Origin of the sequence: Roseobacter sp., from assembly GCF_024639605.1 — a bacterium.
Taxonomy (GTDB): domain Bacteria; phylum Pseudomonadota; class Alphaproteobacteria; order Rhodobacterales; family Rhodobacteraceae; genus Roseobacter.
The window spans coordinates 20,718-45,698 of record NZ_JAHEHZ010000007.1; the positions used below are offsets into that span (position 1 = coordinate 20,718).

General features: G+C 60.6%; 26 protein-coding genes. 11 read left to right on the forward strand and 15 right to left on the reverse strand.

Annotated features, from left to right (window positions below; translation table 11 throughout):
- Window positions 1–4: 4 nt before the first annotated feature.
- From fabZ to pyrH, 10 genes are all read right to left on the reverse strand, one after another.
- Entirely contained in the window at window positions 5–463 is a 459-nt protein-coding gene (fabZ, locus tag Q0M35_RS01975) for a 3-hydroxyacyl-ACP dehydratase FabZ (protein ID WP_295311672.1), read from the reverse strand.
- An 82-nt stretch (window positions 464–545) separates the two neighbouring features.
- A complete protein-coding gene (locus Q0M35_RS01980; RefSeq protein ID WP_295311674.1) occupies window positions 546–1,091 on the reverse strand; it encodes an OmpH family outer membrane protein in 546 nt (181 codons plus the stop codon).
- A gap of 34 nt (window positions 1,092–1,125) precedes the next feature.
- Window positions 1,126–3,375 (reverse strand): outer membrane protein assembly factor BamA, encoded by a 2,250-nt coding sequence (bamA, locus tag Q0M35_RS01985; RefSeq protein ID WP_295311676.1) that lies wholly within the window; start codon window positions 3,373–3,375, stop codon window positions 1,126–1,128.
- Between the two features lie 265 nt (window positions 3,376–3,640).
- Window positions 3,641–3,772 (reverse strand): hypothetical protein, encoded by a 132-nt coding sequence (locus Q0M35_RS01990; RefSeq protein ID WP_295311677.1) that lies wholly within the window; start codon window positions 3,770–3,772, stop codon window positions 3,641–3,643.
- A 112-nt stretch (window positions 3,773–3,884) separates the two neighbouring features.
- Entirely contained in the window at window positions 3,885–5,240 is a 1,356-nt protein-coding gene (gene rseP / locus Q0M35_RS01995; protein ID WP_295311679.1) for an RIP metalloprotease RseP, read from the reverse strand.
- 1 nt (window position 5,241) lies between these two features.
- On the reverse strand, window positions 5,242–6,417 hold the full coding sequence (dxr, locus tag Q0M35_RS02000) for a 1-deoxy-D-xylulose-5-phosphate reductoisomerase (RefSeq protein WP_295311681.1): 1,176 nt from the start codon (window positions 6,415–6,417) through the stop codon (window positions 5,242–5,244).
- 3 nt (window positions 6,418–6,420) lie between these two features.
- On the reverse strand, window positions 6,421–7,212 hold the full coding sequence (locus Q0M35_RS02005) for a phosphatidate cytidylyltransferase (RefSeq protein WP_295311683.1): 792 nt from the start codon (window positions 7,210–7,212) through the stop codon (window positions 6,421–6,423).
- 7 nt (window positions 7,213–7,219) lie between these two features.
- Window positions 7,220–7,960, reverse strand: coding sequence for a polyprenyl diphosphate synthase (gene uppS / locus Q0M35_RS02010; RefSeq protein WP_295311684.1), 741 nt, complete (start codon window positions 7,958–7,960; stop codon window positions 7,220–7,222).
- A gap of 126 nt (window positions 7,961–8,086) precedes the next feature.
- A complete protein-coding gene (gene frr / locus Q0M35_RS02015; protein ID WP_295311686.1) occupies window positions 8,087–8,650 on the reverse strand; it encodes a ribosome recycling factor in 564 nt (187 codons plus the stop codon).
- Window positions 8,651–8,779: 129 nt separating this feature from the next.
- Window positions 8,780–9,508 (reverse strand): UMP kinase, encoded by a 729-nt coding sequence (gene pyrH / locus Q0M35_RS02020; RefSeq protein ID WP_295311688.1) that lies wholly within the window; start codon window positions 9,506–9,508, stop codon window positions 8,780–8,782.
- A gap of 89 nt (window positions 9,509–9,597) precedes the next feature.
- Here pyrH and miaA point away from each other — a divergent pair, with 89 nt between their 5' ends.
- From miaA to Q0M35_RS02045, 5 genes are all read left to right on the forward strand, one after another.
- Window positions 9,598–10,494: a tRNA (adenosine(37)-N6)-dimethylallyltransferase MiaA gene (gene miaA, locus Q0M35_RS02025; protein WP_295311690.1), complete on the forward strand. Its 897-nt coding sequence runs from the start codon at window positions 9,598–9,600 to the stop codon at window positions 10,492–10,494.
- A gap of 91 nt (window positions 10,495–10,585) precedes the next feature.
- The gene (locus Q0M35_RS02030) at window positions 10,586–11,392 is read left to right on the forward strand and encodes an AraC family transcriptional regulator (RefSeq protein ID WP_295311692.1); all 807 of its coding nucleotides are present in this window, start codon (window positions 10,586–10,588) and stop codon (window positions 11,390–11,392) included.
- A gap of 199 nt (window positions 11,393–11,591) precedes the next feature.
- Complete coding sequence (locus Q0M35_RS02035) at window positions 11,592–12,641, forward strand: ABC transporter permease (protein WP_295311694.1); 1,050 nt, start codon at window positions 11,592–11,594, stop codon at window positions 12,639–12,641.
- 14 nt (window positions 12,642–12,655) lie between these two features.
- Window positions 12,656–13,873 carry an ABC transporter permease gene (locus Q0M35_RS02040; RefSeq protein ID WP_295311696.1) on the forward strand — a complete coding sequence of 406 codons (1,218 nt, stop codon included), beginning with the start codon at window positions 12,656–12,658 and terminating at the stop codon, window positions 13,871–13,873.
- 102 nt (window positions 13,874–13,975) lie between these two features.
- Entirely contained in the window at window positions 13,976–16,066 is a 2,091-nt protein-coding gene (locus tag Q0M35_RS02045; protein ID WP_295311698.1) for an ABC transporter ATP-binding protein, read from the forward strand.
- 72 nt (window positions 16,067–16,138) lie between these two features.
- Here Q0M35_RS02045 and Q0M35_RS02050 read toward each other — a convergent pair whose 3' ends face one another.
- Together Q0M35_RS02050 and Q0M35_RS02055 are read right to left on the reverse strand one after the other, a co-directional pair.
- Window positions 16,139–16,555 carry a hypothetical protein gene (locus Q0M35_RS02050; RefSeq protein ID WP_295311700.1) on the reverse strand — a complete coding sequence of 139 codons (417 nt, stop codon included), beginning with the start codon at window positions 16,553–16,555 and terminating at the stop codon, window positions 16,139–16,141.
- A 156-nt stretch (window positions 16,556–16,711) separates the two neighbouring features.
- Window positions 16,712–17,293, reverse strand: a complete 582-nt coding sequence (locus tag Q0M35_RS02055; protein WP_295311718.1) for a lytic transglycosylase domain-containing protein — start codon at window positions 17,291–17,293, stop codon at window positions 16,712–16,714.
- A gap of 223 nt (window positions 17,294–17,516) precedes the next feature.
- On the opposite strand from Q0M35_RS02055, the gene ssb reads away from it, so the two are divergent.
- Together ssb and Q0M35_RS02065 are read left to right on the forward strand one after the other, a co-directional pair.
- Complete coding sequence (gene ssb, locus Q0M35_RS02060) at window positions 17,517–18,026, forward strand: single-stranded DNA-binding protein (RefSeq protein WP_295311701.1); 510 nt, start codon at window positions 17,517–17,519, stop codon at window positions 18,024–18,026.
- Window positions 18,026–18,460, forward strand: coding sequence for a GNAT family N-acetyltransferase (locus Q0M35_RS02065; RefSeq protein WP_295311703.1), 435 nt, complete (start codon window positions 18,026–18,028; stop codon window positions 18,458–18,460). Before ssb ends, Q0M35_RS02065 begins: the two co-directional genes overlap by 1 nt.
- Window positions 18,461–18,465: 5 nt before the next feature.
- On the opposite strand, the gene aroB is transcribed toward Q0M35_RS02065, so the two are convergent.
- Window positions 18,466–19,572 carry a 3-dehydroquinate synthase gene (gene aroB / locus Q0M35_RS02070; protein WP_295311704.1) on the reverse strand — a complete coding sequence of 369 codons (1,107 nt, stop codon included), beginning with the start codon at window positions 19,570–19,572 and terminating at the stop codon, window positions 18,466–18,468.
- The gene (locus tag Q0M35_RS02075) at window positions 19,565–20,158 is read right to left on the reverse strand and encodes a shikimate kinase (RefSeq protein ID WP_295311706.1); all 594 of its coding nucleotides are present in this window, start codon (window positions 20,156–20,158) and stop codon (window positions 19,565–19,567) included. The genes aroB and Q0M35_RS02075 overlap by 8 nt, the downstream gene beginning before the upstream one ends.
- Window positions 20,159–20,240: 82 nt before the next feature.
- Here Q0M35_RS02075 and Q0M35_RS02080 point away from each other — a divergent pair, with 82 nt between their 5' ends.
- The 4 genes from Q0M35_RS02080 to Q0M35_RS02095 all read left to right on the forward strand — a co-directional run bounded on the left by Q0M35_RS02080 (window position 20,241) and on the right by Q0M35_RS02095 (window position 24,616).
- Window positions 20,241–20,390, forward strand: a complete 150-nt coding sequence (locus Q0M35_RS02080; protein WP_295311708.1) for a hypothetical protein — start codon at window positions 20,241–20,243, stop codon at window positions 20,388–20,390.
- The gene (locus tag Q0M35_RS02085) at window positions 20,353–21,912 is read left to right on the forward strand and encodes a hypothetical protein (protein ID WP_295311709.1); all 1,560 of its coding nucleotides are present in this window, start codon (window positions 20,353–20,355) and stop codon (window positions 21,910–21,912) included. The genes Q0M35_RS02080 and Q0M35_RS02085 overlap by 38 nt, the downstream gene beginning before the upstream one ends.
- Window positions 21,912–22,880, forward strand: coding sequence for a site-specific tyrosine recombinase XerD (locus Q0M35_RS02090; protein WP_295311711.1), 969 nt, complete (start codon window positions 21,912–21,914; stop codon window positions 22,878–22,880). Before Q0M35_RS02085 ends, Q0M35_RS02090 begins: the two co-directional genes overlap by 1 nt.
- Before the next feature lie 428 nt (window positions 22,881–23,308).
- Window positions 23,309–24,616: an HlyC/CorC family transporter gene (locus Q0M35_RS02095; RefSeq protein ID WP_295311713.1), complete on the forward strand. Its 1,308-nt coding sequence runs from the start codon at window positions 23,309–23,311 to the stop codon at window positions 24,614–24,616.
- A 159-nt stretch (window positions 24,617–24,775) separates the two neighbouring features.
- On the opposite strand, the gene Q0M35_RS02100 is transcribed toward Q0M35_RS02095, so the two are convergent.
- The coding region (locus Q0M35_RS02100; protein WP_295311715.1) for a hypothetical protein at window positions 24,776–24,981 on the reverse strand (206 nt) is incomplete at its 5' end.

A 24,981-nucleotide genomic window follows, 5' to 3' on the forward strand; every position in this document is an offset into this window, starting at 1 on the left:
TGCCTCAGCCCAAGTCCATCATCGCGGTGAATTCGCATTCAGCGGCCATTTCGCCTTCGACGGATGCAACTCCGCCAAACCGCCAGACTTTTGCGCCGGGTTTGCCGCGCAGCGTCTCGACCTTCATTTCCAGCACATCACCAGGGCCGACCTTGCGGCGGAACTTGGCTTTGTCGATGGCCATGAAAAAAACCTTCATGTTCTTGTCCGCCATATCCATGGAGACACCCACCATAACGGCGGCCGACTGCGCCATCGCCTCGATGATCGTAACGCCGGGCATGACGGGCATGCCGGGAAAATGCCCCTGAAAATGCGGCTCGTTCATGGTGACATTCTTGATGCCGGTGGCCGAGGCCGTGCCATCGATATCGATCACCTTGTCGACAAGCAGGAACGGATAACGGTGGGGCAGAATGCGCTGGATCAGCTGAATGTCAGCCTGTACGGGCGTGCTTGTCATTGAAGGTGTCCTTTTATCGTCAAGGGCTTGTACCTGCCTAGCAAGTCAGATCACCGGGGGCAAGCGCCGCCTGGCGGGGGCATTATTCGTCAGGCACCGTGCCTTCTTCGGCGAGCACGCTGTCGATACGGGTGATGGCGGTCAGGGTGATATCCACCGCATTAGAGCTGATAAAGACCGAGCGGCGCTCCATAACGACCGCTGCACCTGCCTCACGCATCATCTGTTCCAGCACCGGGGCTGCTGCATTGAGAAAGACCACGCGGGCCTCTTCAAGCGTGTTGTTGAGTTCGCGCGCCTTGGCATCCTGTTCGCGGCGCGTGTTCTGGACTTTTTCATCAAAGGCATCGGCCAGTTCGCGGAATTCAGCAGGCGTGATGGTCGAACGCAGATCGGTCAGGTTCTTTTCTTCGACACCCAGCGCGTCTTCAATGCGGCGGTTTTCCGCAGCCAGTTCCGCACCCCTTGCATCAACCTCACCGATGATGCGCCGGCCATAAGCGCTCTGCTCAAAGAGCCGTTCCGCATCAATGGTCAGCACCGGGCTCTGAATTGTGAGCCCGCCCTGGGCGGTCTGCTGCTGTGCACCCGCCAGGGGTGCCGCCAGACAGAGTGCGACTGCGGCCATCAGCAGTGCGCCGGATGCCTGCACCGTCACCGGATCAGAACGTTGTGCTGAGGGTGAGCTCGAAGGACTGATCCCGGTCGAAATCTTCTTTCTGAAGCGCCTCGGTGAAGTTGAACCGCAGCGGCCCCACCGGCGTATCCCACAGAATGGCAAAGCCGATCACATGGCGGAAGGACCCGCCCTCGCCCACGATCGTGCCGCCGGCTGTGTTCACATCCGACAGATCCCAGAAATTGCCGACGTCGTAGAAGAGGCCGCCCTGAATGCCATATTCCTCAGGCAGGCCAATCGGGAATTCCGCTTCAAAACGGGCGGCCACATAGAAGTTGCCCCCCAGAGGGTCTTCATCACTGAGCGACAGATCCCGCGGACCGATCCCGCCCGGCTCAAAGCCACGGATGATATTGGTGTTGTTGAGAAAGCGGTCAACAGCGCGGTTTGTCCCGCTGCCCCAGCTCAGCGCGCCGCCTTCGAGCGAGGCGCGCAGTGTGATTTCTTCGGAGAGTACCCGCGTTTCACCAATGACCTGTGCCCGGGTGCGCACAAAACTGTTGTCCCCGCCTACGCCGGCGAAATCCTGGCCGAACTCGAAAAGATAACCCGAATTCGTATCAATCCCGCTGGTGCGGGTATCATAGGTAAAGACATATCCCAGCGAACTGCTGACCAGTGCGCCGGCGGCAATCTCGTTGCCGATGACCACACCGTTGGAGGCCGGGTCACGCGCCAGCATCTCGCTGTCTTCATAGCTGTAGCGCAGCTGCAACGAGGAGTTTTCACCGACCGGGAAGGTCAGCGAAGGCGTAAATATCACACGGTCGGTGTCATATGTGGTGAAAGAACTGTCCGTCTTTGCGATGTCAAAACGCAGGCCAAACGCCAGATCGCGCCCGAGGAATGCCGGCTCGACAAAGTTCAGGCCATAGCGGCGCGATTCCTCGGCTGTTGAAACGGTCAGGCTAAGGCGCTGGCCCCGGCCCAGCAGGTTCTGCTCAGCAAAACGGATCGCAAAGCCGATACCGTCATTGTTTGAGAAAGACGCGCCGAAGGTAAGCGAGCCTGTCGGCTGTTCGACGACATCAACATCGACCACAACCTGATCAGGGCTGGAGCCTTCACGCGCATTTACTTCAGCGGTTTCGAAGTATTCCAGCGCGCGGATCCGTTCGGCCGCCTCGCGGATTTCGCGCGGATTGAAAGGGTCGCCCTCAACGCTGGTAAACTGACGCCGGATCACCTGATCGAGCGTGGTGGTGTTGCCTTCGATATCGATCCGCTCGACAAAAACGCGCGGCCCGCGGCTCAGCACATATTCGACGTCCAGTTCGAGATTGCGCTCGTCCCGGGTAACGCGCGGCTCGACCCGCAGGAAATCAACACCGTCCCGCAGCGCCTGACGCTCCATGCGGGCAATATCGATTTCAAGAAGCGTCGGGGAATATACCTCGCCGTTTTTAATCGCGGCAATAGAGCGGTAGATGTCGGCGTCGGCGTCGCTGACTTCACTGGTGACAGTAATCTCTCCGATGCGGAACTGCTGGCCTTCCTGCACATTAAAAACGAGGAAATAACCGTCACGCTCTTCAGTCAGTTCGGCGTTGGCCGAAAGTGTGCGAAAATCGACATACCCGCGGGACAAATAGAAATCACGCAGCACCTGTTTGTCGAATTCGACGCGGTCGGCCACAAGCGTGTCACGCCGCACGAAGGTCCGGAACAGACCGGCCTGTTTGGTTTCCAGCACGCGGCGCAGCCTGCGGTCTGAATAGACCCGGTTGCCGGTAAAGCTCAGGCGTTCGATCTCAATATTGTCGCCTTCGAAAATCTCAAAGACGAGATCGACGCGGTTGTCGGAGCGCCGGATGATCCGTGGGGTAACCCGGGCCGCCAGGCGCCCTTCATTGGCGTAGGCATCTGCAATCAGAGCGGCGTCACGCTCGACCTGACTGGGATTGAAGACACGGCGTTCGTTGGAGTTAATTGCGGCTGCCAGCACATCATCGTCGATGCGCCGGTTGCCCTCGAAATTGATCCGGTTGATCGTCGGCAGTTCGACGACGCTGATCTGAAGGGATGACCCGCGCGGCGTAAAGACGACACTCTCGAAAAGCCCCGAGTCCACAAGGCGCTGATAGGCGGCGTTCAGCTGACCTGCGGTCAGGGTCTGACCGGGTGCGATTCCCGCCCGCGAGATGATCGCGGCATTGCCGATGCGCGCATTGCCCTCCACCGAAATGGAATTCAGTGTGATCTGCTGGGCCAGCACCGCAGGGGGCGCGGCCATCCAGGCGCCTGATAATGCCAGTGAAAACAGGCCGGCACGCATGCCGGCGCCAAGCGGTCTGTGAGCCGATAAGAAGGCGCTGCGCGCCCGCGAAATGCCCCGTGTCATGCTCTGCCCCGTTCCTCAGATTATTATATTTATCTGAGTACCGGCAAAGCACCGTCTTGTCAAAACCATGTGGTCAGAAAAAGCGAAACAACTAAATGCGCGCCTGTCGTCACATCCGGAGCGCAGCCCGAAAGCCGCGCGCCTTGTCACAAAAGGGTCACTGGAAGACTGTTCCCAGCCATGCACCCGCTGCGAGTGCCAGCACAATTGTGCTGACATAAAGAATGCGGTCCCAGTTCAGATCCACCAGGAGGCTGAGTCCGCGATATCCACTGTGTACTGCCTGCATGTCGGCTCTCCGTTCATTTACAGAACCAGAGATACCCGCAGATTACGGCGTCAGTTTGTCCGATTGTGGCAAAACTGAGGCATTTTCCGCAGCTGCTGCGAAAGAACGGCCATCACGGGCAAAAGATATCATTGCCGAGCGCAAAGACCATCAGCGTCAGCACCATCGCAAGCCCCAGCGTCATCAGCACTTTCAGCGCACCGTCGCTGGGTGGTTTGCCGGACACAGCTTCATAGGCGTAAAACACCAGATGCCCGCCGTCGAGCGCCGGCACGGGAAAGAGATTCAGCATACCCACTGCGGTGCTGAGCACGGCGATAAACCAGATAAAGGATTCAGCACCCTGGCTGGCCATTGCCCCGGATGTCTGGGCAATGCCGATGGGGCCGCTGAGGTTGCAGGTGCTGATGCTGCCGGCGATCATATGACCAAGGCCCGAGAGCGAGCTGGTGATGATCCGTGTGGTCTGCTGCACACCGAGGCCGAGCGCCTCAAAAACACCAGGCGTTGTGGTTGCGGGTGAAAAGGCAAAGCCGCCGGCGATGCCGATCCGCCAGTACGTCTCAAACCCGCCGTCGGGCTGCGGTTCGTCCACGCGGCGCGGTGTCATAGTCATCGCGAGCGGTTCTGCGGCACCTGCGCGCCAGACGGTCAGATCAAGTGGTGCGCCCTCGCCGCCCTCAACCGCTTCTTTGAGCTGGTCAAAAGCAAAGATCGGCGTGCCGTCGATGGCGGTGATTACGTCGCCCGCCTCAAGACCCGCGTCAAAGGCTGCCGACTGGGGGCTCAGTGAGCTGACAATCGGCGGAAAGATCCACGACCCCTGCACGGTTTCTTCGCGCCCTGCCCGTTCGACGGTGATGTCAACGACCGGGCTGCGCTCAAGTCCGTCGAGCGCGCCTGAATAGGTTTCTTCGTCCGTCGCCGGCAATGGCACGCCACCGACCGCCAGCAGCACGTCACCGGCCTGAAGGCCGCGGTTTTCGACAGGCAAAGGATGCAGTTCACCAACGGTCAGCTGTCCGCGTGTAACGCCGGTGCTGAGCAGGATCAGCGCAAAAACAGCAATCGACAGCGCGAAGTTAAAGACCGGACCCGCCGCAACCGTCGCAGTGCGGGCCCAGAGCGGTGCGCCATGCATCGTCGCCCGTAGCCGGACCGGGTCATCCGAGACCTCGGCCATGGCCTCTTCATCCTTGCCGGATGCCGCGTTGGCGTCGCCTGCGAATTTCACATAGCCGCCGAACGGCAGTGCCGCGACCTGCCAGCGCGTGCCGCGTTTATCGACGCGCGACCAGAGCACCGGTCCGAAGCCCAGCGAGAACACATCCGCATGAATGCCTGACCAGCGGCCGACGATATAATGCCCGTATTCGTGGATCGCAACGATGACCGAGAGCGCCAGAACGAAGGCCGCGATGGTCCAGAGCAGGCCACCAAACTGAGGAATAAACGACATAAAATCCAAACTACTGACCTGCTCTTTTGTTGATGACGGACCATGCTTCTCTGCGTGCGAGATGGTCCGTTGCGGCGACGTTATCAAGGGTCATGGTGGCATCAATGTGACCTGGTTGCGCGTCGACGAGGTTCAGAACCTCTTCGACCACCTCTGCCATGCCGGTAAAACCTATCTTTCCGGCGATAAACCCGTCGAGGGCGGTTTCCTTGGCTGCGTTGAACACGGCGCCCGCCAGGCCCCCCGTCTGCATCACCTCGCGCGCCAGACGCAGCGCGGGCCAGCGGGTGTTACAGGGGGCGCGGAAGCTCAGCTGTCCGATGGCCGCCAGGTCCAGCCGTTCAACCGGCAGAGCGCGGCGCTCCGGCCAGTGCAGCGCGTACCCGATGGCGTGGCGCATATCGGGCGGGCCCACATGCGCCATGAGCGCACCGTCTTTGAATCCCACCATGGCGTGGATCAGCGACTCCGGATGCACCAGCACTTCGATCTGATCAGGGAAGACGCCAAAATATTCCCGCGTTTCAATCAGTTCCATGGCTTTGTTAAACATTGAGGCGGAATCGATTGTTATCCGCTGCCCCATATCCCAGTTCGGATGTGACGAAGCCTCGTCAAGCGTTGCATGCGCCAGATCATCGATGTCCCAGTCGCGGAACGCGCCACCCGAGGCGGTGATGATCACGCGCTCGACAGCATTTATATCTTCACCGGCCAGCGCCTGAAAAACGGCGGAATGTTCGCTGTCCACCGGCAACAGACGCGCCTCATGCCGGCGGGCTGTCTCCAGCATCAGATGACCGGCGCAGACGAGTGACTCCTTATTGGCAAGGGCGAGTGTCGCGCCCTGCTCAAGGGCCGTGAGGCCAGGCGCCAGCCCCGCCGCGCCGACAATTGCTGACATCACCCAGTCTGCCGGGCGCGACGCGGCTTCGGTCAGCGCGGCAGTGCCGGCCGCCGCCTCGACATCCGAGCCGCTGAGTGCTGTGCGCAACTCTTCCAGCAGATGATCATGCGCGGTGATCGCGATGTCCGCCCCGAGGCGTCTGGCATCGGCGGCAAGCTGTGCAATATTGCCCGCACCGGTCAGCGCCACCACGTCATAGTCGTCAGGAGCCCGGGATATCAGATCGATTGTGTTCTGTCCGATCGAGCCGGTGGCGCCGAAGATGCTGACCCTGCGCATGGCTCAGACCAGCCAGCCCGGGGTCAGTATCGGGCCTGTGATCAGCAGAAAAACCGACGCCCCCAGCATGCCGTCAAACCGGTCGAGCAGACCGCCGTGCCCCGGGATCAGATTGGAGCTGTCCTTGACACCGACCCGCCTTTTGATCGCGCTTTCCGCGATATCGCCCATCTGGCTTGCCATGGAGACCGCGACTGAGACGCCGACAAGCTGCGGGCCCACGCCTGTGCGCGACATGAATAAATACCCTACCAGTGCCGCACCGACCCAGCCGAACCCGGTACCGGCCCACGTTTTCTTGGGGCTGACGCGGGGCCAGAATTTCGGACCACCGATAGTACGCCCGGCGAAATAGCCGACAACATCAGTGGCCACGACCACCAGCACCAGCCAGAGCATCCAGACAAAACCCATGTCGTCGCGCACCTGCATCATGCCGAAGCCGGCCAGCAGGACCATGCCGGTGAAAACCATAAAGATCGTGCGGTAGGCTGCGAGTTGCCCGAAGCCCACGAGTGCAGGCGCCAGCAACACCGGCAGCGCAAAACCCAGCGGCAGATAAATCGCCAGAAGGGTCGCCGCCCCCGCGAGACCGCCCAGTTGCAACGCCACGGGCGGTGCGTCGGGATGCACCATGCGCACCAGTTCCCAGACCATCAGCCCGCAGATCAGCGCCACCATGACGTGGAAAAGATGTCCGCCGACCCAGACGCCCAGCAGACCCAGAACCACCATCGCGGCACCGGATCCCATACGGATCGCAAGGTCAGACCACTTTTCGGAGGCGCCGCTCACAGCTGCCTCACGGCCTTACGCCACCATATCGGCGGTCACGTCCGCCAAAAGCGGAGCACAGGCTTTCGAACTCGGCCCGGGTAAAGTCAGGCCAGAGCGTATCGATGAATTCGTACTCGGAATAGGCCGACTGCCAGAGCAGAAAGTTGGAGATGCGCGCCTCGCCGCTGGTCCGGATCACCAGGTCCGGGTCGGGCAGGACACAGGTATCGAGATAGCGTGGCAGGGTTTCCTCATCGACGTCTTCGGGCCGGAGCCTGCCGTCAGCCACATCCTGCGCCAGACGGCGTGTCGCGCGCGATACCTCATCGCGGCCGCCGTAGTTGATGGCGATGGTCAGATGCACAACATCATTGGCAGCTGTTGCCGCCTCAAGATCGTTCATCAACGTGATCAGTTTATTGTCCAGGCGGTCGCGGTCACCGATAAAGCGCACGCAGACGCCATTGGCCATCAGCGCCTTGGTTTCGCGGATGATATAGCGGCGAAAGAGGTTCATCAGACCGGCGACCTCAACCTGGGTGCGCTTCCAGTTTTCGGTCGAAAAGGCAAATATCGTCAGATACCGCACGCCCACATGCGGACAGGCTTCGACAATCTCCCGGACCCGGCGCGCGCCGGCGTGATGGCCGAAAAGCCGCGGACGCCCGCGCTGTGTTGCCCAGCGTCCGTTGCCATCCATAATGATCGCCACGTGATGCGGGCAGCCGGGGACCTGGCCGTGCTGGGGTTGGCGTTTAAGCGCCATATCAGTGCTCCCTCGGTTACTGCTCGGGCATTTTTATGCCCCTCTTTTTGCGTTACCACACGCGTGTAATCAACTTATTAAACGCGGGAATCTGTCATTTATGTGGAAAACGGAGCGCTCGCCGCGTTAAACCTGCATTATTTCTGATTGTTTTGTCGCCAGCACATCATCGATCATTTTGATGTAGCGATCGGTAATTTCCTGAACTTCACCTTCCCAGAGCTTCTGATCATCTTCTGACAGACCGTCGCTTTTGGCTTTGCGGATCTGGTCCATACCGTCGCGGCGCACATTGCGCACCGAAACCCGGGCGTGTTCGGCGTACTGCCCGGCGACCTTGGTCAGATCGCGGCGGCGTTCTTCGTTGAGTTCGGGGATCGGCAGCATGATGATCGTGCCGTTGAGTTGCGGGTTGATGCCGAGGCCGCTTTCACGGATTGCCTTTTCGACTTTACCCACCAGCGCTTTATCCCAGACGTTGATTGTGACCATGCGCGATTCCGGAACGTTTACGGTGCCGACCTGATTAATGGGTGTGCGTTGTCCGTAAGCATCGACCATCACCGGTTCCAGCATCGAGGCCGACGCCCGACCGGTGCGCAATGAGGCGAATTCAGTTTTCAGCGATGACATCGCGCCGTCCATCCGGCGTTCAAGATCATCGGTATCCAGCATAAAGTCGTCAGACATGGGTAAATTTCCTGCCGCAGTGATTGAGCGCGCCCCAAAGGCGCGGTGGGGTGTCATTTATATACGTCGGGACGCCCGCAAAAGGCCAGCCGCAGTTGTCGGAGGCTTCCGGCCCATGGCCTCGCGCCCTCAGCCCTGCACCCGTGTATAGGTGCCCTCGCCCGCCAGTATCCCACGGAACCCACCCGGCTCATCCAGTGAAAAGACGATGATCGGCAGGTTGTTGTCCCGCGCAAGTGCAATGGCCGAGGCATCCATGACGCCCAGGCGTTTGGCCAGAACATCATCATAGCTGACGGTGTCATAACGCACGGCATCGTCGTGCCGGGCCGGGTCTTTGTCATAAACACCGTCCACCTTGGTGCCTTTGAAAATGGCCTCGCAGGACATTTCATTGGCGCGAAGGGTCGCCGCCGTATCGGTCGTGAAATAGGGGTTTCCGGTGCCGGCGGCAAAGATGCAGACCCGCTTTTTCTCGAGGTGGCGCACAGCGCGCCTGCGGATATAAGGCTCGGCCACTTCGTTCATGGTGATGGCCGAGATGACCCTCGTGTGAATGCCCAGGCCTTCGAGGGCGGACTGCATCGCCAGCGCATTCATCACCGTGGCGAGCATGCCCATATAATCGGCTGTCGTACGCTCCATCCCCTGCGCGGACCCCTGCAGGCCCCGGAAGATATTGCCGCCGCCGATCACCATGCAGATCTCGACGCCCATTTCATGCACCGAAAGCACTTCTCTGGCGATGCGTTCGACCGTCGGCGGGTGCAGCCCGTAGCCCTGATCCCCCATCAGCGCCTCACCCGATATTTTCAGCATGACCCTCTTGAACGTGACTTGATGCTCAGACTGGGTCATTTTGGGCTCCTGACAGGGGTGTTCGTGCCGCGCAAAATGTCGGAAAACACACGCGACTTCAATGCACCGTGCGAGGATCCGGGCGAAAAATGACGAATTCTGTCTCAGCGCCGGTAAAAAGGCTCCTGACGGGGCTGTCCGCCGAACAGCCTGTCCTGATCGCGGGGCCCACGGCTTCGGGAAAATCAGCGCTGGCGCTGGAGATTGTCGCAGCCCAGGGCGGCGTGATCGTGAATGCTGACGCAAGCCAGGTCTATGACTGCTGGCGGGTTCTGACCGCGCGTCCTTCCGCGGAGGAAGAGGCACAGGCGCCGCACTATCTTTATGGTCATGTCAGCGCGCATCAGAGTTACTCTGCCGGACACTGGCTGCGCGAGGTCCGGCCTTTGTTGCGAGACGGCCCGCGTCCGGTCATTGTGGGCGGTACCGGGCTCTATTTCTCCGCTCTGACCCGCGGGCTGGCTGATATTCCGGCAGTTCCGGCAGAAATCCGCGCGCGCGGCGATGCGGCAGGCCGCGCCGAAATGCTTGCAGCGCTCGACGCCCCGACCCGCGCACAGATCGACACGGCCAACCGGGCGCGGGTGCAGCGTGCCTGGGAGGTGCTTCAGACAACCGGGCGTGGTCTTGCAGCCTGGCAGGCGGACACCGGGGCGCCCGCCCTGCCCGAAGCCCGCGCGCACTGTCTGATTTTTGAGGCAGACAAGGACTGGCTCAACGCCCGTATTGAACGGCGACTTGATCTGATGATCGCCGGCGGCGCGCTGGAAGAGGCAGAGGCGCTGCTGGCTGACTATGATCCCGCCCTGCCCGCGCACCGCGCCATCGGTGCGCCGGAGCTGATCGCGCATCTGCGCGGTGAGATGACCCTTGAGCAGGCGCGCGAGGCGGCTGTGATCGCCACGCGGCAGTTTGCCAAGCGTCAACGCACCTGGTTCCGCTCAAAGATGCGCGACTGGCAGCGTGTCCGGGCGGACTCAGCCTGACAGAACTTGTCTGAAAAGAACTGACAGAGGATCGGATCTGCGCTATGGGGATTAAAACCTGTAAATAAGCGATTTTTCACGGAAAAGTTGTATGGATGCCTCAGACCTTCGTATTGTCTCTCTGTCGCAGCTGGCCGGCACGCAGAACTGGCGACTGAGCCTTGCGCATGACCGCGCTGAACAGCTGCTGATCTGGATCACCAGAGGCCAGGGGCGCCTGTTGCTTGACGGCCAGCGCCGCGGGGTCGGCACGCATAATGCGATTGTTGTGCCGGCGCGGCATCTCTTTGCACTGGATCTTGGCAGGCAGGGCGTGGGCCAGGCGGTGATCGTACCCGAAGGCTGCCAGATCCTCTTTCCGCAATTGCCCCGACTGCTGCGGATCCGCGAGGTGAGTGCCATGTCTGAACTGACGGTGCTGATGGAGGCGGCGACCCGCGAGCAGAGCACTGCAAGACCGCTTACCGGACAGGCGATGGAAGCGCATGGCGCGCTGATCTCGGTCTGGCTGCAGCGCCAGATGGCGCTTGAGGAACACGCACCGCAAAAGCGCAACGCGGCCGGAAGGCTGACGGCGGCCTACTGCAGGCGGATCTCCGAACACTTCCGCGCGCCTATGACGATGGCCGATCATGCCGCGGCCCTCAGTGTTACGCCCACCCACCTTACCCGCGTCTGTCGCGCCTCGACCGGGCGCACGGCGGCGGATCTGCTGACTGAACGGGTGCTCTATGAGGCCCGGCTGCTGCTCACGTCGACCCGGGTTCCGGCGCAGGATATCGCCCGGCATCTCGGCTTTGGAAGTGCGGCCTATTTTACGCGGTTCATGCAGCAACATACCCGTATGACACCCACGCTACTGCGCCGTGCAGCGCAGCCCGTGGCAGAGGCCGCCTGAGGCGCGACAAGAAGCGTCGCTGACGGGGATGCGGGTTTGCGACCCGGACATGTCGCAAAAAGACCAGTTTCGGACGTATGTTCGCGTTGACGCGCGCCCCCCGTTCATGCCTGATAGAGTTTCAATGACAAGACCGGGGGCAAAAAATCCCCGATAACAGACGTGCAAAGTCACGCCACAGCCACCAACAGGGGCACCCATGGGACTATTCATACTCAGACGCCTGGGCGTGATGTTACTGACGGCGTTATGCCTGACGTTCATCGTGTTCTGGCTTACCAATCTGTATCCAAACCTCGAAAAACTTGCGAAAACGCAAGGAAACTTCCGCATGTCGGATGAGGCCGTGACAAGTTTTCTGGACAAAAACGGCTATCTGCAGCCGATGCCCGTGAAATTCGGTCAGTGGCTGGGCGTTTTGCCAGGCTGGACATGGGAGGACCCGGAGACCGGTGCCGTTACCGGCAGATGTTTTGCCTCCGGCACACCAGAAGAGGAACGCGGTAGTTTTTGCGGTGTGATCCAGGGCGACTGGGGATTTTCGACAGTCTTCAAGGAGGACGTGGGCGGTATCGTGGCGACAAGGCTCGGCCTGACGGGCAAGCTGATGTTCGCGGTGATGCTGGTGATGGTGCCGATGGCGCTGCTTATCGGGGTTCTGGCGGGCATGCGCGAGGGGTCGGTCACGGACCGGACGCTCTCGACCTTCTCGATTGCATCGACGGCCACACCGGAATACGTTTCGGGCGTTATTTTCATCGCGGTCTTTGCCTCCTCAGCCGTCGGGCTGAAATGGTTCAAAGGATCGGCAACCTCTGCCATGGAAAACGCGACCTTCGAGAATTTTACCCTGCCGGTGATTACAATCGCCCTTTACGGCATGGGATATATCGCGCGGATGACGCGGGCGTCGATGACTGAGGTCATGACGGCGCAGTATATCCGCACGGCGCGCCTGAAAGGCGTAAAATTCTCCGACATCGTTATGAAGCACGCTCTGCGAAATGCGCTGATCGCCCCTTTTACGGTGATTATGCTGCAGTTTCCCTGGCTGCTGAACGGTGTGGTGATCGTGGAGACGCTCTTTAACTACAAGGGCTTTGGCTGGCTGCTGGTGCAGGCGGCGGGAAACAATGACATCGAGCTGCTGCTGGCGGTCTCGGTCGTCTCGGTCGCCGTGGTTCTGGTGACGCAGCTGATATCTGATATCGGCTACGTGTATCTGAACCCGCGCATCCGCATCGCATAAGGGAGGACTGAGAGATGGAAGAACTTTCCTGGGCCAGCATCATCGCCCGCATGTTCATTCAGCTTGGTCCTGTGTGGATTTCGCTGATTGTCCTTTTCACCCTGTCGATCACCTACAAGCGCCGACTGGGCCTTTATGGTAAGCTTTTTGACAGCACCATCGGCATGATCGGCTTCGGCCTTGTTATGTTCTGGGTTTTTACCGGTGTTTATGGCGGCCCGCTCGACATGCTGGTCACCCATGATCCGCTGAGCCAGGTCTCAGGAATGAAGAACAAATCACCCGGCACCCCGATGCGCAGCCCGGATGAAGGCGAATATGCCTACTTCCTGCTGGGCGGGGACAACCTTGCACGTGACGTATTCAGTCGCCTGATCAAGGGTGCCTGGGTCGTGGTGCAGATTGCACCCATTGCCACGCTCTTCGCCTTTATGGTCGGCATCACGCTTGGTCTGCCGGCGGGGTATTATGGCGGTCGCCTCGACACGATCCTGTCGTTTTTAGCGAACCTCATTCTCGCCTTCCCGGTCATCCTGCTCTTCTATCTGCTGGTGACGCCGGAGATCGTGCTGACCGGCATTCCCAATTATATGGCCCTCTTTTTGTTCGTCTTTCCGCTGATCTTCATGTGTATCCTGCTGAACTCGCGGTATTACACGCAGCCTAAGGTGCGCACGCCGTTGCTGATCGGCGTGCTGGGTGGTCTGGGCTGGCTTTATCTGTCGCTGGTTTCAACCGACGGCTCAGTGGTGGCAACACCGACCTACGTCATACCTGGTCTGCCGAAGTTCCTTGATCTTTTTGATATCGATCCGGGCATTCTGGTGGTCTTTGTGTCGGTGGTTTTCGTGAACTCGCCCACAGTCTTCCGGATCGTGCGGGGCCTTGCGATGGACATCAAGACGCGTGACTATGTGGCTGCCGCCCAGACGCGGGGTGAGGGTCCCTGGTATATCATGCTATGGGAAATCCTGCCCAACGCCCGCGGCCCGCTGATCGTCGATTTCTGTCTGCGGATCGGCTATACCACGATCCTGCTCGGCACCCTTGGCTTCTTTGGTCTGGGTCTGGAATCTGAAAGCCCCGACTGGGGCAGCACGATCAATGCAGGCCGGCGTCTGCTGGCCCTTTATCCGCATGCGGCGATTGCACCCGCGCTGGCACTTCTGACGCTGGTGCTGGGGCTCAATCTGCTGGCGGACGGGCTGCGCGAGGAAAGCCTGCGCGACTGATCTGAAGGGATGGGGGGCGCTGCCCCCTGACCCCCCGGGATATATAAGAGCCAGAGAAGCCGGAAAAGGTTTCGAACGAGATGCTCCAGAGAGGAGACAAGAATGCCAAAGCCAGATTACAGCGGTCCCATTCTGGAAATCGACAAGCTGTCTATTTCATTTTTTACGCGGCTGCGGGAAATTCCGGCTGTGATGGATTTTTCCGTGGTTGTGCAGCCCGGCGAGGCCGTCGGTCTTGTGGGCGAATCCGGTTGCGGCAAATCGACGGTGGCGCTTGGTGTCATGCAGGATCTGGGCAAGAACGGCCGCGTCGTGGGCGGTTCGATCAAGTTCAAGGGGCGCGATCTGGGGGCAATGAGTGACGAGGAGCTGCGTGACATTCGTGGCTCTGAGATCGCGATGATCTATCAGGAGCCTATGGCCTCTCTGAACCCGGCGATGAAGATCGGCAAGCAGTTGATGGAAGTGCCGATGATCCACGCGGGCGCCTCCGAGAAAGAGGCTTACGAAAGGGCCCTTCAGGTTGTCACAGACGTGAAACTGCCGGACCCGAAGCGGATCCTCAGCGCCTTCCCGCACCAGCTCTCGGGCGGGCAGCAGCAGCGCATCGTTATTGCGATGGCGCTGATGTCCGAGCCCTCTTTGCTTATCCTCGATGAGCCGACGACGGCGCTCGATGTGACCGTTGAGGCAGCGATTGTGGAACTGGTCAAGGATCTGGGGCGCAAGTACGGCACGTCGATGCTGTTTATCAGCCACAACCTCGGGCTGGTGCTGGAGACCTGCGACCGGATCTGTGTGATGTATTCCGGCGAGGCGGTAGAGCGCGGTTCTATTGAGGATGTCTTTGACCAGATGCAGCATCCTTATACCCAGGCGCTCTTCCGGTCGATCCCGCTGCCGGGCGCGGATAAAAACGCGCGCCCTCTGGTGGCAATTCCCGGCAACTTCCCCCTGCCCCATGAACGCCCCCCGGGATGCAACTTTGGTCCGCGCTGCGACTACTTCGAGGCAGGTCGCTGTGATCAGGGTCAGATCCCGATGGAGAGTGTGCCCGGGAACGACCGGCATGCGACGCGCTGTGTGAAGTTCAGAGAGATCGACTGGGACGCGCCGATGGAACTTGCCGAGGTTAAAACCAAGGGCGAGATCGGCGATGTTGTTCTGAAGATGGACAACCTCAAGAAATATTACGAGGTGGCTGCAAATGCGATCTTTGGCGGTGGCGACAGGAAGGTTGTCAAAGCGAATGAAACGCTGAGTTTTGAGGCGCGCGAATCCGAGACGCTGGCAATCGTCGGGGAATCGGGGTGTGGCAAATCCACCTTCGCCAAAGTGTTGATGGGTCTGGAGACGGCGACCGAAGGGGAGATCCTGCTGGACAACCGTTCCATCGGTAACACGCCGATTGAGGAACGGGACACCAGAACAATCTCCGAAGTACAGATGGTCTTTCAGAACCCCTTTGACACGCTGAACCCGTCGATGACCGTCGGGCGCCAGATTATCCGCGCGCTGGAAATCTTTGGCATCGGGGAGAGTGAAAAAGACCGCACGCAGCGCATGCTCAAGCTGCTCGATCTGGTGAAACTGCCGCGTGAGTTTGCAACGCGCATGCCGCGCCAGCTTTCCGGCGGGCAGAAGCAGCGTGTGGGCATCGCGCGCGCCTTTGCGGGGGATGCGCGGATCGTGGTGGCCGATGAACCGGTATCGGCGCTGGATGTGTCGGTGCAGGCGGCGGTCACGGATCTGCTGATGGAAATCCAGCGCGAGCAGAAAACCACGCTTCTTTTTATCAGCCATGATCTGTCGATTGTGCGCTATCTCAGCGACCGGGTGATGGTGATGTATCTGGGCCATGTGGTCGAGCTTGGCACCACGGATCAGGTCTTCTCGCCACCCTATCACCCTTATACCGAAGCGCTGCTTTCGGCGGTGCCGATCGCGGATACCTCTGTGAAGAAGAAGCATATCGTGCTTGAGGGGGATATTCCGTCGGCGATGAACCCGCCGCCGGGCTGCCCGTTCCAGACGCGTTGTCGCTGGAAGTCGGAAGTGCCGGGCGGATTATGTGAAAAAGAGGTGCCGCCTGTGCGACGGTTGCCCGGCGATCACCAGATCAAATGCCATCTGAGTGATGAAAAGCTCGCGGAAATGGAGCCGGTCATTGAAATTGGTGTTGCTGCGGAATAGACGTTGAAACGGAAACAAAAAGGGGCCGCGCAGGCAGTTGCGCGGCCCCTTCCTGTTTGATCCCTCCAGAGATCAGGCAACAAGTGCGAGCATCAGTGCGCTCAGATAGCCCAGTGAGAAAAGTGCGAATCCGGGGCGTCGGGACGCGAGGATGAGTGAAGCCAGCATCAGAACGGCGGCCAGACCAAGTGAGCCCATCGCCGGCCACCAGATGATCCCGTTGAGTTCGGTGCCCGGCCCCCAGGGGGAGCCTTCCCATGTCAGGCCGACGTTTGTCACGGCTGCCAGTAACCCCAGCAGAGCCCCGCCGCAGAGGGCGCGCAGATGCTCAATGACCGGGTGGCGGCGACGGCGGATCATGCCTGCCGGAGTGGCGCCGGGCATGTGCGAGCCGAGTTCACGGACCGGCACATTGCGCAAGGGGGCCGCATTGCGGTTCTGTGATTTCTGAATACGCTCAAGGCGTGCATGAAAGTTTGCGGTAGCCATTTTGTTGCGTCTCCCTAGTTCCGTTATCCGCAATGTGCCGGGGAATTCGGGCAGGACTGTGGCCCGGACCTGAGCGTAATGTGAAAGGTTAACAGAAGGTTATCCCAGAGGGGATACAACCTTTAGGACACGTAAAAAGGGAAGTCGGGCCCGCATTCACTGGCCTGTTATAACTTTAACGTAATTCCGGGTTTCCCGGTATGGTGGAATTCCGCCATATTTTTGTACCGCTGCGGGGCCCGCGTTATAGGCCGCCAGTGCGAGACGCCAGGATCCGAAAGTCCGGTACTGATTTGCCAGATAGCGCGCCCCGCCTTCAAGATTTTGCAGCGGATCCAGCGGATCGACGCGCAGCGCCCGTGCGGTGGCCGGCATCAGTTGTGCCAGCCCGAGTGCGCCCTTGTGCGATTTTGCCTTCGGGTTCCAGTTTGATTCCTGCTGCACGAGGCGCAGAAAAAGATCTTCCGGCACGCCGTGCTTGCGCGCGGCGGTTTTTGCCATCACCAGAAACGGTCCGGTGTAGGGGCCCTTGTAGGCCTGGTCCCATTTCGTCGGTACATGCACCGACTGTGGTTTAAGGCGTATGGAGTTGTTGTACTGTTCCGAGGCGCGGTTATCGAGCACGCTGATCTGCGACGAAAAAAGCTTGTTCCGGCTCTTGGACGACACGGTCTCGGCAGACAGTGCATTTGCCCCTGTCGCCACGGTCAGTGCCAGTGCATAGACTGTCCGCATCATCACTTTAAATACCCCCGTCACCGTCGACCCGAACATCACTATAGGAAGACCCACTGCGATATGCCACCCCGACAGTGCGTGCCGGTGTTGTCCGTTTGTTGTCCCTGCGCGGGTTTATGCGTGTTTCAAAGAGGGGGCCGAGGGTATAGGTTCGACGCGATCACGCGCGACCGGATTCGGCCGGTGCGTCAGAACGAAAAGCAGTATCAGGGGGGGCACCATTATGGCCGGCTCAGTAAACAAGGTAATTCTCATCGGCAATCTTGGGCGTGACCCGGAAGTCCGTAGTTTTCAGAACGGCGGCAAGGTCTGCAACCTCCGCATCGCCACATCCGAGACTTGGAAAGACCGCAACACAGGCGAGCGCAAAGAGCGCACTGAATGGCATTCGGTCGCTATTTTCTCAGAGCCGCTGGCCCGCGTCGCCGAGCAGTATCTGCGTAAAGGCTCCAAGGTTTATATCGAGGGCCAATTGGAGACCCGCAAGTGGCAGGATCAGTCCGGCCAGGACCGTTACTCAACCGAAGTCGTTCTGCGCCCCTACAGATCCGAACTGACCATGCTTGACGGGCGCGGTGAAGGCGGCGGTGGTGGATTTGGCGGAGGCGGAGGCGGCGATCAGGGCTATGATGACCGCGGAGGCGACAGCTATGGCAGCGGCGGTGGTAGCGGTGGCGGCGGCAACTCCGGCCCGGCACCTTCGCGTGATCTGGACGACGAAATCCCGTTCTGATGTTCCGGCCTGCCGTGCGCCTGCTGACCCGGGCGGACACTGCGGCAGCACTTGAGCTTTACACTGACCTCACCCTCGGGTCGCCGGCCTGTGACCGACCGGCCTTTCACAAGATGCTGGAACACCCCGGCACCACAGTCACCGGTGCCTTCGAGGGTGACGTGCTGATCTCGATGGTGACACTGCATCTGCTGCCAGATGTCACCCGGGAGGCCCGGCCCTGTGCGCTGATCGAGAATGTAGTGACGCGAGCGGACCGGCGCGGCCAGGGATTCGGACGGCTGGGAATGGAGGCGGCTTTGAAGCGCGCATGGGCGGCAGACGCCTGTAAGGTCATGCTGCTGACCGGCCAGCGCCGCGACGCGAAAGGGTTCCGCGAGGCCGTTGGATTTTCCTCAGAGGACAAGCACGCGATGGTTATCCGCCGGTCCTGACGGTGTTACTGCAACGCGTCTTTCAGCACGCGCAGCACCTCTGACGTTGGCACGTCCCCTGTCACAAAAGCCTCACCGATGCCCCGCGCCAGAATAAACCGCAGCTTTCCCTGAACCACCTTTTTATCCTGCCCCATCAGATCAAGCAGCGCGGCTGCATCCGGCAGGTCGCCGTCGATATCCGACAGGTCAGTTTTCATGTTCATGGCACGCAGATGCGTGCGCACCCGGCCGGGTGTCTCCTGCGCGCAAAGACCCAGACGTGCGGAAAGCTCAAAGGCCAACGCGCAGCCGATGGCAACGCCCTCACCGTGCAGCAGGCGGTCAGAATATCCTGTCGCGGCTTCAAGCGCGTGCCCGAAAGTATGGCCGAGATTGAGCAGTGCGCGGTCGCCCTGTTCGGTTTCGTCCCGGGTCACGATGTCGGCTTTCATCTGCACCGACCGGCGCACGGCTTCGACGCGGGTGGTCATGTCACCCGCCGCCAGCGCGGGACCGTTCGCCTCCAGCCATTCAAAAAACCCGGCGTCACCCAGAAGCCCGTATTTTACTACCTCACCATAGCCTGCGATAAAATCACGCGGCGTGAGGGTGCCCAGCACCTCTGTGTCCGCCAGCACGAGGGACGGCTGATGAAAAGCGCCGATGAGGTTTTTGCCCTGTGGCGCGTTGATGCCGGTTTTGCCGCCGACAGAGCTGTCAACCTGGGCAAGCAGCGACGTGGGGATCGCCACAAAGCGCACCCCGCGGCGCAGAATGGCGGCGGCAAAACCCGCCAGATCCCCGATAACGCCCCCGCCAAAGGCCACAACGATATCACCGCGTTCGGTTTTCTGATCCAGCAGCCACTCTGTGCACTGCTCAAGCGGCCCCCAGGATTTGGTCGCCTCACCCGCCGGCAATACGAGAGCTTCCATCTCAATTCCTTCAGCACGCAGACCGCGGCGCAGGGCGTCCAGATGCAGACCGGCCACTGTCGCATCGCTGATCACGCAGACCCGCGGACGTCTGAGCAACGGCGCTATAAGCACGCCGGACTGTGCGATAAGGCCCGGGCCGATGCGCACATCATAGGCGCGGCCCGGCAGGTCCACTCTGACGATCTCAGTCATCGGTGCGCTCCAGAACGTCGGGCCGTGCCAGCAGCGCGCGCGCCACCCGTGCGGCCATGGCTTCGATCGAGACCGGCGGGGCGCAGGGCACGCGCAGATCGGCCTTGCTGTATTCCGGTACCCGCTCCGCACAGAGCTTTTCCAGCGTGGCGCGCGGATCGGGCGTGCGCAGCAACGGCCGGGTGTCGCGGTGTTTAACCCGGCTCCAGAGCAGGTCGATATCCGCATCAAGCCAGATTGCGACACCATGCTGGCTGATCCGGGCCTGGTTTGCAGCGGACAGAAATGCCCCGCCGCCTGTCGACAGGACGCAGGGTTTGCCCTGCAGCAGACGTGTGATGACTTCGGTCTCGCGCGCGCGGAAAAAAGGCTCGCCGTCGCGTGCGAATATCTCGGGCACCGTCATATTGGCCGCAAGCTCGATCTCAGCATCAGAATCGAGAAACTCGACATCGAGCAGCTGCGCCAGCCCCCGTCCCACAGCCGTCTTGCCGGCGCCCATCATGCCGACCATCACGATGGTCTTTTTCAGATGAAACGCTCCTGCGGCGCTCTGATCGGCCAGGGATTGCTCAATTTCACTCATAATCTTTTGAATGACGTGATATTCATGAAAAGGCCATATATAAGTTCATCAAAACAACAGGCATTGCAGGCAGGACGGGCAAATGGGACGCATTTTCAAACTGATCGTATTTCTCCTGATACTCGGATTTATCGGGCTGACCGGCTATGCCTATGTCGGCCCATTCTTTGGCGTGGATTTTGCCGCCCCGCAAAATGAGGTACGCGTCCCTGTCACCCTGGAAACTAATTAAGCCTGCACCCGGAGTGCTGGCGGCTCTGCTCTGGAGCGGTCAGGCGCTTGCACAGCAGCAACCCCTGTCGGTAATTGACTGGGTGCACCGGCATTCCGAGCCGGAACCCGTTGTCGTGACGCCCCTGCCGGATCCGGGCACGGCTCCGGAAGCCCGCGTGCCCCCTGAGGTCGATGTGACGCCGCTGGAGCAGGAAACCTGGCGCACGGTCGGGCTGGTGCCTGCACGCGTGACCAACCTGCCCCGCACGCTCTGGACCGGCAGCGACCCTGATGCGCTCGTCAGGCTGATCACGCGGCTGCCCGATCTGCGGGTGCCGGCGGGTCAGGCGCTGCTCTACCGTTTGCTGCTTACAGAGAGTTTCGGGCCGGGCAATGATCTGGCGGCGCGCGACAGTTTCACCCTGGCGCGCGCCGGGGCACTGGTGCGCGCCGGTGCGCTTGATCCGGCGCGCGCGCTGATCGAACAGGCCGGTGCCACCCGGGATGCGGCGCATTTTGCCGCCTGGCTCGATGTTGCTCTGCTGACCGGCGACGAGGACCTGGCATGTGACAGTCTCAACAGCATGCCGCATCTTGCGCCCTCGGCGGGCCACCGCATCTTCTGTGCGGTCCGGGGCGGGGACTGGCGCACCGCGGCACTGCTTTTTGATGCAGGCCGGGCGATCGGGGCGGTGCCGCCTGCTCAGGCCAGCCTGCTGGAGCGGTTTCTGGACCCTGATCTCTTTGAGGGCGATCCGGCGCTGGCGCCACCGGCTGTGATTACCCCCCTGCTCTTTCGCCTGCACGAGTCAGTGGGCGAGCCGCTTCCGACGCGGTTTTTGCCACGCGCTTATGCTGTGGCCGATCTGCGCGATCTTTCCGGCTGGAAATCGCAACTCGAGGCCGCAGAACGCCTGGCGCGGGCAGGCACGCTTGCGGATAATCAGTTGCTGGGTCTTTACACAGCCCGCGAGCCTGCGGCATCGGGTGGCATCTGGGAGCGCGTGACGGCGGTTCAGGCGTTCGAGACCGCGCTCAACGCTGGCGATGCCGCGACAATATCTGCAACGCTGGTCAAGGCCTGGGAGGCGGTCCGGCCTGCCGGCCTCGAGGTGCCTTTTGCAGAATTGTTTGCTGACAGTCTGACAACGGCGGAACTTACCCCTGAGGCGGCCGGGATCGCGCGTACGCTTGGCCTGTTGTCCGCTGATTACCGAGAAGACGCGCAGCATCCGGGCACCGAGCCGCTTTATGCTGCACTCGCGGCAGGTCAGCCGGGAGATCCCTCTGGCTGGCCGCTGAGTGCAATGGCCATCTCGGATGCCTTCGCGGGCAATGGGGTGCGCACCGATCTGACGGCACTGGCGGCGCGCGAGCAGCTGGGAGAGGCGCTTCTGCGCTGTCTGGTGTTGCTTGAGCAGGGCGCTGCCGGTGACCCTGCAGCGCTGACCGGGGCGCTCGCTACCCTGCGCGCGCTGGGTCAGGAAGACACTGCGCGCCGTGCCGCGCTGCAGATCCTGCTGCTGGACAGGTACAGCTGATGGCCGGGGACAGGTGGATTTCTGTCTTTCTCGAAGCGCAGGCCGCCGAGCTTGGGGCGGCGCGCAACACCCTGCTGGCCTATGGTCGCGACCTGCAGGATTTTGCGGCCTGGCTCTCCGCCAGGGATCTCGCATTTGAGGCGGCGACAAAGGCGGATGTGGAAAGTTACCTGATCAGTTGCGACGCCGAGGGGCTGTCGCGCGCGACCCGGGCGCGGCGCTTGTCGGCGATCAGACAACTCTACCGGTTCGCTTTTGAGGAAGGTTGGCGCAGCGATAACCCCGCCATTCAGATCACCGGACCCGGGCGCGATAAACGCCTACCGAAAACGCTGTCCGAAGATGAGGTGGACAGGCTGCTTGACGCGGCACGTACAGCGGGCCGTTCGCCGTCAGACCAGGCGCGCAATACCTGTCTGATGGAACTGCTTTATGCTACCGGCATGCGGGTCACGGAACTCGTTTCACTGCCTGTCAGCGCCACGCGGGGTGATCCGCGAATGCTGCTTATTATGGGTAAGGGCGGAAAGGAACGCATGGTGCCTCTGTCGGCGCCCGCACGTGACGCTCTGGCGCAGTGGCTCAGGTTGCGCGATGCGGAGGAGGACGCGCGCCGGGCAGCAGGTACTCCCGCATCGAAATTCCTTTTTGCCTCGCGCGGTGTGTCCGGGCATCTGACACGGCATCGGTTTTACACGTTGATCAAAGAGTTTGCCGTGGCCGGTGGGGTCAGCCCGCAGAAGGTAACGCCACACACGCTGCGCCATGCCTTTGCCACGCATCTGCTGGCCCATGGCGCCGATCTGCGGTCCATCCAGACGCTTCTGGGGCATGCTGATGTGGCGACGACCGAGATTTATACCCATGTGCTCGAAGCGCGGCTTTCTGAGCTGGTGCTCAAACACCATCCGCTTGCGGAAAATCCCGCTGTCGGGGGTAAGAGCAAGACCCAGCGGGAGGGTGAGTAACACTGCCTCGCAGCCCCGCGGCGGTTTCCAGAAACCTGAGCGGGCTCGTGGCGATGGCACGGTGCGGCGCAGTTTCAGACGGTAAGCCAGAAGTGTCAGGTCCCGGACCCGCGCGGCCCTCGTCGCACGCCGCTGCCCCGGCTTTTCGTCTCCGCCTGGTCCGGAATAGCGCTGCAAACCTGTACACGATAGGCGCATCCTGTAAAATCGCGGGTACATTGCCGGCTTTTGCACGCGGCACAACCCGCGTAGGATGGACCAGCACGAACGGCATTTACACTCCGAAGCGCCGGTGCCCCTGCAAGGTAACAGGTAATTCAGGGTGTGTTTTCCGGCGACTGTCAGGGAATGGCGTGTCTCAGCCCCCTTGAATGACGCCCCGCCCGCCCCCATAACCAAGGGATCGGCTTTCAAAGGTAATTTTCCAGATGGACCCCGCCTCCGCAACGCTTGATGCAGCATTCTGGATCACAAGTTGCGTCATCCTCTTTCTGCTGGTTCTGTCCGGCTTTTTCTCAGGGTCCGAAACAGCGCTCACAGCGGCCTCGCGCGGTAAACTGCGCAGCCAGGCTGACAAAGGCTCGCGCGGTGCAGAACGCGCGCTCAGGATCACTGAAGACAACGAACGGCTGATCGGTTCGGTGCTGCTCGGCAACAACCTGGTCAATATCCTTGCTGCATCGCTGGCCACTTCGATCTTTACGCGTGCTTTTGGCGAAAGCGGTGTGGCGCTTGCCACGCTGGTCATGACGCTTCTGGTGCTGATCTTTGCCGAAGTCCTGCCGAAAACCTATGCGATTACCAATTCTGAAAGGGCCGCCGCCCTGGTGTCGGCGCCGATTGCGATCATCGTCAAAGTGTTCTCGCCCGTGGTGGCGGCCGTGCGCTTTTTCGTGCGCGGTGTGCTGCGGATTTTCGGGGTTCGCATCGATCCGGACAGCAACATTCTTGACGTGCACGCAGAGATCGAAGGCGCGTTGCATCTTGGTCATTCTGAAGGTGTGGTCGAGAAAGAGCATCGTGACCGTATCCTGGGCGCGCTTGATCTTAATGAGCGCGCGGTCGAAGAGATCATGCTGCATCGCTCCGGCATTGAGATGATTGACGCCGATGCAGAGCCCGAAACAATTCTCGAGCAGTGTCTGCAGTCGAATTACACCCGCCTGCCGGTCTTCAAAGAGGATCAGGAAAATATCGTCGGCGTGATCCACGCGAAAGATCTGCTGCGCGCGATGTACAAGATTATCGGTGGTCCTGAGGGGGATGCGTCGAAACTGCGCGATTTCGACATCGCGGATGTGGCGATGAAGCCTTATTTCGTGCCCGAAACCTCTACGCTTGATGAGCAGATGCGCCAGTTTCTGCGCCGGCGCACGCATTTCGCGCTTGTGGTGGATGAATACGGCTCGCTGCAGGGACTGATCACCCTGGAAGACATTCTCGAAGAGATTGTCGGCGAAATTACCGACGAGTTCGACCCGGATGGCGAATATCCGGTGAAGCAGACCGGTGACGGCATGTATGTGGTCGACGGGGCGATGACGATCCGGGATCTCAATCGCGCGACTGACTGGAACCTGCCCGACGAAGAAGCAAACACCATCGCCGGCCTCGTCATTCACGAAGCGCAGATGATCCCGACTACAGGCCAGGTGTTTTCGTTTCACGGCTTCCGCTTTGAGGTCTGCGCGCGGGACGGCAACAGGATCACAGAACTTAAGATCAGGCCGCTGTAGCCGCCCGTTACCAGAGGCCGCAATGCAGCAGATGGTGCTGTCGCTCACATCGGATTATCAAAGCGCTCCCGGCCCGTTGTTGGCATTACGGGTCCGCCCGGTGCTGCGGCGCAGCTTCGCCGGACCAGCCATTCGCGCGTGCTGCAGCCCTTAGCTGCTTCAATCCTCGCCAGGCGATTGAACTGAGATGGCATCCGGACGCACATCAGATCGCGGGCACCCGGGATAGCAGCCCGGTTTCCTGGTTTGGAAGTTGTCGTCAGCTTCATTAAAAAAATCAGGCATTACAACCAGAAGCGGCGGACCATGGCCCGCCGCTTTCAGCTTCTGAGTAGTATATCGGAATCTCAGGATTTGCGCTTTTT